The sequence below is a fragment of the Flavobacterium cyanobacteriorum genome (genome assembly GCF_002251835.1).
Classification (GTDB): Bacteria; Bacteroidota; Bacteroidia; order Flavobacteriales; family Flavobacteriaceae; genus Flavobacterium; species Flavobacterium cyanobacteriorum.
The window spans coordinates 1-12595 of record NZ_NOXV01000185.1 but is presented as its reverse complement, the minus strand read 5'-3'; the positions used below and the strand labels follow the sequence as shown (position 1 = coordinate 12595).

The 12595-nt window shown below is 43.7% G+C and carries 12 protein-coding genes; 10 read left to right on the top strand and 2 right to left on the bottom strand.

Translation table 11 applies throughout. The features are described from left to right. A partial coding sequence (gene purT / locus CHU92_RS03670; protein ID WP_129582999.1) for a formate-dependent phosphoribosylglycinamide formyltransferase occupies positions 1 to 1062 on the top strand: 1062 nt, incomplete at its 5' end. A gap of 34 nt (positions 1063 to 1096) precedes the next feature. Here the strand turns inward: purT and CHU92_RS03665 are convergent. Then, a complete protein-coding gene (locus CHU92_RS03665; protein WP_094412713.1) occupies positions 1097 to 2725 on the bottom strand; it encodes a hypothetical protein in 1629 nt (542 codons plus the stop codon). Positions 2726 to 2839: 114 nt separating this feature from the next. Here CHU92_RS03665 and fabD point away from each other — a divergent pair, with 114 nt between their 5' ends. The 3 genes from fabD to CHU92_RS03650 all read left to right on the top strand — a co-directional run bounded on the left by fabD (position 2840) and on the right by CHU92_RS03650 (position 4917). Continuing rightward, positions 2840 to 3718 carry an ACP S-malonyltransferase gene (gene fabD / locus CHU92_RS03660; RefSeq protein WP_094412719.1) on the top strand — a complete coding sequence of 293 codons (879 nt, stop codon included), beginning with the start codon at positions 2840 to 2842 and terminating at the stop codon, positions 3716 to 3718. 138 nt (positions 3719 to 3856) lie between these two features. Beyond that, complete coding sequence (locus CHU92_RS03655; protein ID WP_094412711.1) at positions 3857 to 4150, top strand: Sec-independent protein translocase subunit TatA/TatB; 294 nt, start codon at positions 3857 to 3859, stop codon at positions 4148 to 4150. Beyond that, positions 4150 to 4917 carry a phosphatase PAP2 family protein gene (locus CHU92_RS03650; protein ID WP_243389551.1) on the top strand — a complete coding sequence of 256 codons (768 nt, stop codon included), beginning with the start codon at positions 4150 to 4152 and terminating at the stop codon, positions 4915 to 4917. The genes CHU92_RS03655 and CHU92_RS03650 overlap by 1 nt, the downstream gene beginning before the upstream one ends. Here CHU92_RS03650 and CHU92_RS03645 read toward each other — a convergent pair. Continuing rightward, on the bottom strand, positions 4876 to 5517 hold the full coding sequence (locus tag CHU92_RS03645; RefSeq protein ID WP_094412709.1) for an O-methyltransferase: 642 nt from the start codon (positions 5515 to 5517) through the stop codon (positions 4876 to 4878). The genes CHU92_RS03650 and CHU92_RS03645 overlap by 42 nt on opposite strands. 112 nt (positions 5518 to 5629) lie before the next feature. Between CHU92_RS03645 and CHU92_RS03640 the strand changes: the two genes are divergently transcribed. The 6 genes from CHU92_RS03640 to CHU92_RS03615 all read left to right on the top strand — a co-directional run bounded on the left by CHU92_RS03640 (position 5630) and on the right by CHU92_RS03615 (position 12483). After that, positions 5630 to 7894, top strand: a complete 2265-nt coding sequence (locus CHU92_RS03640) for a T9SS type A sorting domain-containing protein (RefSeq protein ID WP_094412707.1) — start codon at positions 5630 to 5632, stop codon at positions 7892 to 7894. A gap of 40 nt (positions 7895 to 7934) precedes the next feature. After that, positions 7935 to 8990 carry a 23S rRNA (adenine(2503)-C(2))-methyltransferase RlmN gene (rlmN, locus tag CHU92_RS03635; RefSeq protein ID WP_094412705.1) on the top strand — a complete coding sequence of 352 codons (1056 nt, stop codon included), beginning with the start codon at positions 7935 to 7937 and terminating at the stop codon, positions 8988 to 8990. Positions 8991 to 9043: 53 nt separating this feature from the next. Further along, positions 9044 to 10021 (top strand): polyprenyl synthetase family protein, encoded by a 978-nt coding sequence (locus CHU92_RS03630; RefSeq protein ID WP_094412703.1) that lies wholly within the window; start codon positions 9044 to 9046, stop codon positions 10019 to 10021. A 127-nt stretch (positions 10022 to 10148) separates the two neighbouring features. After that, positions 10149 to 10709 (top strand): RNA polymerase sigma factor, encoded by a 561-nt coding sequence (locus CHU92_RS03625; protein ID WP_094412701.1) that lies wholly within the window; start codon positions 10149 to 10151, stop codon positions 10707 to 10709. After that, the gene (locus tag CHU92_RS03620; protein WP_094412699.1) at positions 10696 to 11403 is read left to right on the top strand and encodes a hypothetical protein; all 708 of its coding nucleotides are present in this window, start codon (positions 10696 to 10698) and stop codon (positions 11401 to 11403) included. Before CHU92_RS03625 ends, CHU92_RS03620 begins: the two co-directional genes overlap by 14 nt. A 27-nt stretch (positions 11404 to 11430) precedes the next feature. Beyond that, positions 11431 to 12483, top strand: coding sequence for a hypothetical protein (locus CHU92_RS03615; protein WP_094412697.1), 1053 nt, complete (start codon positions 11431 to 11433; stop codon positions 12481 to 12483). The last annotated feature ends 112 nt before the right edge of the window (positions 12484 to 12595 follow it).

The following is a 12595-nucleotide window of genomic DNA, read 5'->3' as shown; positions in this document are numbered from 1 at the left end:
TTCATTCAAAACAGACAACTTTTTTATATCGAACTCACGTTAATTAATATGCTTGATGGTACAGCACTTGATGCCATAGTAGCCAAACACAAGCCCGACTTTATTGTGCCTGAAATAGAAGCTATCCGTACAGAGCGTTTTTATGAATATGAAAAAAAGGGGATAACAGTGGTGCCATCGGCCAAAGCGGCTAACTTTACCATGAACCGTAAAGCCATTCGTGACCTTGCCGCTAAAGAACTCGGTTTGCGAACGGCCAACTACCGCTACGCCACATCAGCGGAAGAATTGAAAAAGGGAGTGATGGAAGTTGGCATGCCCTGCGTTGTAAAGCCACTGATGTCTTCCTCAGGAAAAGGACAATCCACTATAAAATCAGAAGAGGATATTGAGAAGGCTTGGCAGTATGCCGTTGAGGGTTCCCGTGGGGACGTTGTTGAGGTTATTGTTGAGGCGTTTGTGAAATTCAATTCGGAAATTACATTACTTACAGTTACCCAAAACAACGGCCCCACACTGTTTTGTCCGCCTATAGGCCACAGGCAGGAGCGTGGCGATTACCAGGAAAGCTGGCAGCCGGCTAATGTATCTTATAAAGACATAGCCGAAGCACAGGGCATGGCGCGTAAAGTTACCGAAGCCTTAGGAGGAGCAGGATTGTTTGGTGTAGAATTTTTCCTTGCGGATGAAGGTGTTTACTTTTCTGAACTGTCGCCCCGCCCTCATGATACCGGTATGGTAACACTGGCAGGGACTCAAAATTTCAACGAGTTTGAGCTGCACCTGAGGGCTATATTAAGCCTCCCCATAGCTGAAATAACTTTGGAGAGAGCCGGAGCCAGCGCTGTGATACTTGCCTCGGAAAATAGTGATAACCCAACATACACTGGGCTTGAAACTATAGCGGCCCTGCCCAAAACAGATTTCAGGATATTCGGTAAGCCAACCTCAAGGCCTTACCGCAGGATGGGTGTGGCGCTGGCATATAATGCCGTGGGTACACCTGTTGATGAAATAGTGGAAAAGGCAAAACACGCGGCTGCGGCTGTTAAGGTCCAATAAAAAAGTAAAGTCTGCCTCTTTGAGGCAGACTTTATTATCTTTTTCCTAAGCTCCTGTTGTCAAAGCTGGAAACATCAATAACTTCACCATTATCTTCGTCAAACGATATGGTTATACTGTCACCCGCTGCAGTAACCGGCAACTCATTGGATATCTGGCTTGAGCCTATAAAAATCTTGGGGTTGCCGTTCACGGTAAAATAGTAAAAGCTGTTGCCGTTTTTAATGTCGCTTTGTATCCTGGCCACTACAGTTTTCAGGGTTGTCCTGTCTGATTGCTTGTTGGGGTTTATCCTGTTGCCCGACATATTAAAGACATTTTTGTATGACATGAGCGTTTCCTGCATGGTATTGCCAACCCCAACTATGGTATAATCGCCAATGGCTACCATGGCATACATTTTTACCAGCCCTGCATCATCCTTCAGGGTCATTACATAGGTTGGGATGTTATTTATGGTATAAGGAACAGGTAATGATGCCCTGTATCCTTTCTCCTGTACTTTACCTTCCGCAGAAGTTTGGGCGGCATATTCGGTAGCGCCGCTTTGTTTGTAGAGTGTTGCCTCTTTTGTTCTGGTATCAACCAGTATAAAGCCCACAGCAGATTCGTCTTTTCCGACTGAAGATACACCCGTGTACCAGTAGGATTTGTTGTCTTCACCATACACCAGGGTAAGGTCTTCTGTGGTCACCAGCTTGTCTTGGTTCGAAAAATTGAAATAGCCATGCACATATTCGCCCCAGTCATCAAGCTGTTCCGATATAAATTCTTCGGGTTGTATCCTGTCTATCCATTCCGGTGTATCTTTAATATTATATTCCTTGATATTCCCTGTTGCGGCATCAACAACCACAACACCTGTGGCGTTATCGCCGGCAAAGCCTACTTCTTTTTTATACTTGGTTACCACCCAGAAAGGGTTCCCTTCGTCATCTATTTCAAAGGTATAATCGTCAAGCCCGGTGGCAGCATAGCCGTTGAAGTACAGGTGCCGTTCAATAAAACTGCCGAAAAAGGCATTAGGCTGGTATTTTATTGAAAGCTGCCTGCCATTAACCTTCTGTACCAGTTTAACATCACGCTCATTAGTGGCAGAAACCATCACATATCCGTCAGTGCCTTCGCGGTTGTTCAGCCACTTAAAGAAGCCGGAGTGAAGGAGCGGGGCCACCCAGTACAGTTCCCCGTTCACTTTTTGTATAGAGAACCTCCCAAGCTCGGTGCGGCTGCCCAGCGCAGGCTCTGAGCCCATTATTTTTTCGCCAAGAAGGTGGGCGAGCTCCTGGTCAACCACTCGTACCCTGTTTACGGATAGCGGCGCTATGTGGTTTGACATTTCAGTGCCATTCTTTACATTGCCTATAAGTCCGCGGTAAGCTTTACTCCTGAATATGGGCGCTGTGGTTACAAGGGGTACAATGGTTATGTAAAGCACTATCACTATCATGGCATAAACCAGTATGCGGTGCACAGGTGAAAAAATAGCCTTTGTTTTATTGCGCTCTGTCTGCCATCGGATAGTTAAAAATGCAGCAAAAATAAGCAGCAGCAACAGTAGCAGGGGCAGCTTTATAAAACCGTAGTTTATTACGGGCATGCCAAAGTAAAAGAACAGGAATGCAATGACTAAAACAGATAGTACAGCATAAATGTTTTTCATATAGTTTTGTTTTTAGTATTTACTATTAGGCTTAAATATATCACATTTGTTACAAACCCCGAAACAGACAGTAATGAAAAAATCCTATTTTTGCTGAAAACTAAAACAAACAAAATGAGAGCATACATATTTCCCGGCCAGGGAGCCCAATTTACAGGAATGGGCAAAGAACTGTACGAAAGATCGGGCGAAGCAAAAGAGCTTTTTGAAAAAGCTAATGACATATTGGGTTTCCGTATCACAGATATAATGTTTGAAGGCACTGCTGAACAGCTAAAAGAAACCAAAGTAACCCAGCCGGCGGTTTTTTTGCACTCGGTTATCCTGGCTAAAACACTGGGTGAAACCTTCAGGCCTGATATGGTGGCAGGGCATTCGCTTGGTGAATTTTCAGCACTTGTGGCTGCCGGGGCGCTGACTTTTGAAGATGGCCTCAAGCTGGTAAGCCAGCGGGCGCTGGCTATGCAGAAAGCCTGCGAAATAACCCCGTCCACCATGGCGGCAGTGCTGGGCCTTGAAGATAAGGTAGTGGAAGATGTGTGCAACTCTGTGGAAGGGATTGTTGTTGCCGCAAATTATAACTGCCCGGGCCAGCTTGTAATATCAGGAGAAACATCGGCTGTGGAGCGTGCCTGCGAGGCGCTAAAGGCTGCGGGTGCCAAAAGGGCCCTGATACTGCCGGTAGGAGGGGCATTCCATTCCCCCATGATGGAACCGGCCCGCGAAGAACTGGCTGAGGCTATTGCGAAAACTGCATTTTCTAAACCGGTATGCCCGGTATACCAGAACGTACCCGCTACGGCAGTTACAGACCCTGAAGAAATAAAGGCCAACCTGATAATTCAGCTTACAGCGCCTGTAAAGTGGACACAGAGCGTACAGAACATGATTGCTGACGGCGCCACCCAATTTATTGAGGTTGGTCCGGGTAATGTGTTGCAGGGCCTTGTGAAGAAGATAAATAAAGACGCTGAAACTTCGGCGGCAGAATAAATGTACAATCCCCATCGGCCTGATGGGATTTTTTATGGTAACGTGCGTTAAACTTACATGAAAGGGAAATTAATACGCATCCGGCAGATAAATAAAAACGTATTTATACTAACTTTGTGAGTATAAAAATCTGAATCTATGTTTGGAATAGGAGGGGGAGAGTTATTCTTCATAATACTGGTGGTGCTCATGCTTTTCGGTTCAGACAAGGTGCCTGAAATAGCCCGTAACCTGGGCCGCGGGATGCAGCAGCTTAAAAATGCCACTAACGAAATTAAGAGCGAGATACATAAAAGCGCCGATGTTGACGGCATAAAAAAATCATTTACAGAAATAGGCACAACCGATACTGCCGGTGAAATTACCCGTGAAATAGAGCAGGTAAAACAGGATATTGAAGATATGTCGGGTCCTATAAAACGACAGAATTAATGCTTGAGAGGCTGCTTGAACTTGACCGTGACCTTTTTGTGTGGCTTAACGCGCTGGGCTCAAAACCCTTTGACGGTTTCTGGCTGTTCATTACAAAACAATTTAACTGGATACCCATATTTGCCATTATTGCCTGGCTGGCTTTCAAAAGGCTGGGACGGCGTCATGCGCTTCTGGTACTGGGCCTCATAGCCCTGCTTATTATACTGACTGACCAAACCACCAACTTCTTTAAAGGCGGTTTCCAGCTAAAGCAACTGATGGTGATTCCGGTAATTGTATTGATCCTTTATGCTGTTTATAAAAGCAGGGGCTGGCATCTGATATTGGTTGTATCCTTTGTTTTTATACTGGGTGTTGCCATACTTTTTAATATGACTGACTTTTTAGAGACAGGCTTTCAGAGGCTCCGGCCGGGCAACAATCCGGAGATTGCCCATTTTATCAGGACGGTGCAAAAGCGCAGTTCTTACAGTTTTATTTCGGGCCATGCTTCCAATTCTATGGCCTGCGCCTATTTCCTGTTCCGTGTGCTAAGGCCTTACCTCAAATATATGGGCTTCATCTTTATATGGCCGCTGGTGTTTGCTTACAGCAGGATATATCTTGGGCTCCATTATCCGGGCGATATACTTATGGGTTATGTGTGGGGACTGATTACCGCTTCATTAATGCTGCTGCTGTATCGCTACCTGCGTGACAAGTGGTTCCCGGAAAAAGAAGCATTAGACCACCCTACTAACAGTGAGCCCATCTCTGACAGGTAGCAGGACAGTTTCTACCCGCGGGTCATCCTTTAATAGCTTATTATACTCCAGCAATACAAGCGTGCTTTTGTCATTTTGCTTTACCGGCTCAATCACTTTGCCGCTCCAAAGCACATTGTCTGACAGGATTATTCCCCCACGGTTCATCATCGGGAGTACCATGTGGAAATAATTGATGTAGTTTTCTTTATCGGCATCAATAAATACCAGGTCAAATTTTTTATTCAACTGCGGTATTATATCAAGTGCATTTCCCAGGTGCTGTATGATTTGGCCTTTCCATTCTGACCGGTCAAAATACTTCTTCTGGAAATCTGCGAGTTCTTCGTTATTGTCAATAGTGTCAAGCGTACCGCCTTCCTGCAGGCCCTCGGCAAGGCACAATGTGGCATATCCGGTATAGGTGCCTATTTCTAAGATATGCCGTGGCTTTACCAGTTTTGAAAGCATACTTAATACCCTCCCCTGAAAATGCCCGCTCAGCATCCGCGGCTGTAATATTTTCTGGTGGGTTTCTTTGTTGAGTAAAGCTAGTAGTTCAGGCTCATTTCCTGAATGTTGAGCCACATATTCTTCCAGTTCTTCCGAAATAAAATGCATGGATTTTGTTTTACTGCAAAGGTAATGAAGCCAAAATTATGTTCTTTGAGGAAAACGTAATATTTTTTGTTTGGTCTTAAACTATATATTATTTTTACGGCCAAATATAAAAATGATGAAAAAGATTACGCTGCTTATTTTAATATTTCTATTCTCAATTGGGTACAGCCAGGTCACTAACCAAGGTAAGCCCTATAGCTGGAAGCTGAATAACCTTGAACAGGTAATGCCGGTAAAAATGCCGTCTTTTGACCTGAAAGCGCTAAAAGACGAGGATAAAGCGAATGAACATCGCAAAGATATACCCTGGCGTTTTGGGTATGAATTCATAGTAGACCATAACCTTGCTAACAGTGGAAAGTGGCATACACTACCCAATGGTGACAGGATATGGAGGATTAGGTTTAAATCTCGTGGTGCGAAAACCCTTAATTTCCTTTTCAGTGATTATTATATGCCCGAAGGCGGCAAAGTGTACCTGTACAATAACAGCCGCACAGACCTGCTTGGGGCTTATGATGCCCGGCAGAATAATGAAACAAGGGTTTTAGGGACCTGGCTGGTACAGGGAGATGACGTATGGATTGAATATTTTGAGCCGGCAGCCAAAGCGGGTCAGGGAAAACTCGAAATATTTAAAGTAATACATGGTTACAGGACTGCTGAAGATATGCAAAAATCACCTGATGATGACCTCAATGCCTCCGGTAATTGCAATTATGATGTGGATTGTTTTGTAAGCGGGATTGAAAATCTTAAAGAAATCAATAAAAAAGCTGTCGGGCTCATGATTACCGATAACTCCGGATTCTGTACCGGCGCGCTTATCAATAACACCGGCAATAACGGAACACCCTATTTCCTTACGGCTGACCACTGCTACTCAAATCCTGCCGAGTGGGCTTTTAGGTTTAACTGGATCAGCCCTAACCCCGTTTGTGCAGGTAATGCGAACAGCATTACTAATGCACCTAACTTCTACCAGACGGTAAGTGGCGCCCAGCTTAGGGCCAGGCGCGCACAGTCTGATTTCTGCCTGGTACAGATTACGGCTAACCTTCCTTCTTCATGGAACCTGGTTTGGGCAGGGTGGAACAGGAGTACCACAGCTGCTACATCTACATTTGGAATCCACCACCCGGCCGGTGATATCATGAAAGTGAGCCGTGACCTGAATCCGCCAACTACCGCTACTTTTGATGGAGTGTTATCCTGGAGGGTAGCCGACTGGGATTTGGGAGTGACCGAAGGCGGTTCTTCTGGCTCTCCTCTTTTTGATCAGAATGGCCGTATTGTAGGTCAGCTGTATGGTGGTCTCTCCGCTTGTAACGGGCTTAATGATAATAATTCACCGGACTATTATGGCAGGTTCGATGTTTCATGGAATGCCGGTACTACAGCCGCTTCAAGGCTCAGGGACTGGCTCGATCCCACTAACACAAACGCGATTACTGTAGATCATTACCCAACACAGCAATTACTTGCACTTGACGCTAAGGCTCAGATAGTAAATCTTAATCTTGCAGCTTGCGCCAATACATTCTCACCAGTTTTAAAAATAATCAACAGGGGTGTTCAGCCATTAACTTCAGCTCAAATAAGCTACTCGTTAAATGGCGGCACGCCGGCAATATTTAACTGGTCCGGTAACCTTACATCAGGTAATGCTGCTGATATAACGCTGCCGTCGCTTACAGGGGCTTCCGGCGCTAATATACTCAACGCAACTATTGCTTCGCCCAATGGGGCTACTGACCTTAATCCTGCTGATAATACCGTTTCAACAACTTTTAATATAAATGTTTATCCTGTAGCCAACGTTACATTGAATCTTGTTACGGATTCATTTGGTAATGAAACTTCATGGACACTTAAAAATGAATCGGGAACTACCCTGTATAGCGGTGGTAACTATGGCAACTTCCAGACCATTAACCAGACTTTCGTACTAAATACGGCCGGATGTTATACCTTTACTATCAATGATTCCGAATCTGATGGTATATGCTGTGATTTTGGAGATGGCAGTTACACCCTTTCAACCGGTTCTAATATCATTTACCAGGGAGGCGCTTTTGGCAGCACCGAATCAGTTGCTTTCAGGCTTGATAATGCCATGTCTGTTGATGATAATATGCTTAAAGCTTCGGTTAAAGTATATCCTAACCCTTCATCAGGCGTATTTAGCATAACAGGTATGCAGTCTTCCGTATCCTACAGCCTTTACAATGTGCTGGGGCAGCAGGTACAGTCAGGTAAACTTGAAACAGGTTCTAGCACTATAAACATATCGCAGTCAGCCAACGGGGTTTATATCCTGAAACTGACAGATTCAGCAACTGGTGGCCAGGCCAGCTTTAAGCTTGTTAAAGAATAATAGCTTTAGCACGGTATGATTTTAGTTGTACCTTTGCCCTATGCAAAAGGAGAAGAAAGATATAAGGACGCTTACGAAGGAACAACTACGGGATTTCTTTACGGCAAATGGAGATAAAGCCTTCAGGGGAGACCAGGTATATGAATGGCTTTGGGGCAAAGGCGTGCACAGCTTTGAGGGCATGACCAATCTGGCAAAAACAACCCGCCAGCTGCTGGAAGAGCATTTTATTATAAACCATATAAAGGTTGACCATATACAACGCAGCAATGACGGCACTGTAAAAAATGCCGTCAGGCTGCACGATGGCCTGGTTGTAGAATCAGTACTTATACCAACCGAAACACGTACTACCGCATGTGTATCAAGCCAGGTGGGCTGCAGCCTTGACTGTAATTTTTGTGCCACGGCAAGGTTAAAACGCATGCGCAACCTTAATCCTGATGAGATTTATGACCAGGTGGTAGCCATAGATAATGAAAGCAGGCTGTACCACAACAGGCCGCTTTCGAATATTGTATTTATGGGAATGGGCGAGCCGCTTATGAACTACAATAACGTTATCAAAGCAATTGAGAAAATTACTTCTCCGGAAGGACTGGGCATGTCGCCAAAACGGATAACACTTTCCACTTCAGGCATCCCCAAAATGATAAAGAAACTGGCAGATGACGGCGTAAAATTTAAGCTGGCAGTATCACTTCATTCCGCTATTGATGAGGTACGTTCCCGCATTATGCCCTTTAGTGAGAACTTTCCCTTAAAAGAACTCCGCGAGGCATTGCAATACTGGTACACAAAAACCAAAAGCCGCATAACCTACGAATATGTGGTATGGAAAGGCATAAATGACCGCAAAGAAGATATTGATGCTTTAGTAAGGTTTTGCAAATATGTGCCCTGCAAGGTTAACCTTATTGAATATAACCCTATTGATGACGGGGAATTCAGGCAGGCTGAACCTGAAGCTATAGATAACTATATAAGGGCGCTGGAACAGAATGATATTGTAGTAAAAGTGCGCCGCAGCAGGGGCAAGGATATTGATGCAGCCTGCGGGCAGCTTGCCAATAAAAATGATGCGGCGATCTACTAACTGCAGGCTTTTTGGGTGAAACACTAAAAAGTATTATTATCTTTGCACCAGCCATGAAAATTACGGAGCAGATAAAGCAGCCAATACTACTCGAAATGGAGCTTTTTGAAAAAAAGTTTCATGAGTCCATGTCTTCCAAAGTGGCACTACTCAACCGTATTACCTACTACATAGTTAACCGGAAAGGAAAGCAGATGCGCCCCATGTTCGTGTTCCTTACCGCAAAAATGGTTTCCGGCGGTCAGGTAAATGAACGTACCTACAGGGGAGCTTCGGTAATAGAGCTTATACACACGGCAACACTGGTACATGATGACGTTGTTGACGACAGTAACAAACGGAGGGGCTTTTTTTCCATCAACGCGTTGTGGAAAAACAAAATTGCAGTACTGGTTGGCGATTACCTGCTTTCAAAAGGGTTATTACTTTCTATAGATAATGGTGATTTCGACCTGTTACGGATAATATCGGTTGCTGTGCGTGAAATGAGCGAAGGCGAGCTGCTGCAAATTGAAAAAGCCCGTCGGCTTGATATTACGGAAGAAGTATACTATGAGATTATCCGTCAAAAAACGGCTACCCTGATTGCTGCCTGCTGCTCATTAGGTGCGTGTTCGGTTGTGCCTGAAGGGCCCCATATTGAGAATATGCGGCGCTTTGGTGAGCTTATCGGTATGGCCTTCCAGATAAAGGATGACCTTTTTGATTATACGGATGATGCTATAGGGAAACCGACAGGTATAGATATTAAAGAGCAGAAAATGACCCTGCCGCTTATCCATGTGCTCAATACCTGCACCGATACTGAAAAAAGGTGGCTCATAAATTCCATAAAGAACCACAATAAGGATAAAAAAAGGGTGAAGGAAGTTATAGCTTTTGTAAAGCAAAAAAATGGCCTTGGCTATGCGGAGCAAAAAATGGTGCAGTTTCAGCAGGAGGCACTGCAATTGCTGGCAGATTATCCTGATTCTCCTTACAAAGAAGCCCTTATCATGATGGTAAATTATGTAATCGACAGGAAAGTTTAGTTTTTTCCACTCATTGGCATAAATTTCTTTACTCCCATGCAACCTTTTTACAATTATATTCGTCTATGCTAATAGAAGTCGGGTATAAAATGTAATTTTAAGGTATTGAACAAACTGTAAACAGGTTTTGAAAGTAATTGCCTTACATCAGGAGGAGAAGTATATCATAAAACAGGCAGTGGATAACAACCGCCATGCCCAGCAGAAGATATATGGCAGGTATGCACCCCGGATGCTTAGCGTATGCAGGCAGTATATAAAAGACCTGCACCAGGCAGAAGATGTTATGATAACTGCCTTTATGAAGGTATTTACTAACCTGGGTTCCTTTGAACACAAAGGAAGTTTTGAGGGCTGGATAAGGCGTATCATGATCAACGAATGCATATCGTATATCAGGGTAAGTAAAAAAGTGAGTTTCCTGGAAGATGAGTTTTATGTTGAGGATACTTTTAATAACATTGAGAGCCATTTTTCGGTTGAGGACATACAATCACTGATCGATACCCTGCCTGACGGATATAAAATGGTATTTAACCTTTATGCCATAGAGGGATTTAAGCACCAGGAAATAGCAAAAATGCTGGGTATAAGTGAAGGGACTTCAAAATCGCAGCTGTCGCATGCGAGGAAAATGCTGCAGGAACAAATCATGAAATTAAAGAATTATTCCAATGGAACCGAATAAACTGGAAAAAGAATTTAGGGAAAAGCTGGCTAAAAGGACAATTGAGCCTGGCAAAATGGCGTGGGACAGGCTGGATGCAATGCTTTCGGTTGCTGAAAACAAAAAGAAGCCCCGCAAAAAGACATGGCTTTATATAGCAGCTGGTTTTGCCGGCTTTGTATTACTGGGTGCGCTGTTCTTTAAAACGAATTATAAGCAGGAAGAGGATTTTGAGGTAAACAGCGGGGGCACTATAGTTACGGCTCCTGCCAATCCCGTACTGCCTCATCACAATAAAGTACAACAAACAGAAGAAGAAAATAATAAGATGCCAGCCGCTGTTAATGTTAATGATACTGTGCCGATAGGCGTAGCGGTAAATAAAGGGAAACCTTCGGCTAAAACCAACAGCTATATAAATACCGCTGATCCGGTACACCACAATGCGGGTAATGAGTCCGGCAGCTCTATTGTTAATAATCCGGCAACAGAAAACACCGTTGCAGTAGCAGTAGCCCCGGAGAAACCGGCAGATAATGATATTGCCCAAAATACACCTGCCCCAAAGAAAAAAGCTATTAAGGTAGATGCCAATGCACTGCTTTCTTCAGTGGAAGGCGAGCTTGATGAGAGCTTCCGGACAAAAGCCCTGAATACTATCACTAAAAATTACAACACTATTAAGACATCGCTGGCAAACAGGAATCATCAATAATTTATATAATTCAAATCATCAAAAAACATGAAAACAATTATTTTTTATGTAGTGGCGGCGCTATGCCTGCTGGCTAGCAAACTTAGTGCGCAGGAAACATTTGAAGACAGGGTGCACATTATAGCCAAAAACATGGACCAGATAACAAAAGAGCAGAAAGATTCACTTAAAATTGAGGTTGATAACGTAAACCAGCTTCTTGAAAAAGGTGATATAACTGCTGCCGAAGCTGAAAAAAGAAAGAAAGAGTTTGCCGAAAAGCGCGCACGCAATATAGAAGAGCGTGTAGCCACAGAAGAGCAGAAACTTAGCGAACTGGTAAAAGACAAAGTGGATGGTAAAATAGCTACGGAGAAAAGGAAGCACAAGTTTTCATTTTCATACCAAAAAGGGGATAATGTAGAGGATAAAACAAAAAATGACACTGTAAAACAATACAGCTTTAAAAGGACAACATCCCAGTTTGTGTTTGCCCTTGGGATTAACCGCCTTGTGGCAAATGATAAAATAGACCAGCACAATTTTAAGGACCGTTCTGATTTTTATGAATGGGGATTAACTTTTAATACAAGGATTTTTAAAAACAACAACCTGCTGCATGCCAAATACGGGCTTTCGCTGCAGTATAATAACCTGCGACCTGAAAATGACCGCATATTTACTACTACAGACGACGGGCAGACAGTGCTGGCTGAAAGCGGGCGCGACCTGAAGTTAAGCCGTTTCAGGTATGTAAACCTCGTCGTTCCGGTGCACCTTGAGTTTGATTTTACCCCTAAAAAAATGAATGGCGATAAAACCTATTTCCCTACGCACCAGGGCTTCCGTATAGGCCTTGGTGGCTATGCCGGCTTTAATGTAAAGGAAAAGCAGATCACAAAATATAGCGAAGATGGCCGCAATGTAAAGCACAAAGAAAAAGGAGATTATAACGTTAATGATTTCGTTTATGGCGTAAGCGCCTACATAGGTTACGGCGAAATAAGCCTTTATGCCAAGTACGACCTGCAGCCTGTTTTTGCAAACAATGCAGTTGACCAGAATAACCTTTCGCTTGGCATAAGATTTGATATGAATTAATATGTTAGGGTTAAGTTTTCTACTTTTAAGGCGCTTTCAGTAATGGGGGCGCTTTTTTTATTAGCAATTTGTTTAGTACACGACAAAAAACATAATTGATTAAAAATCAATA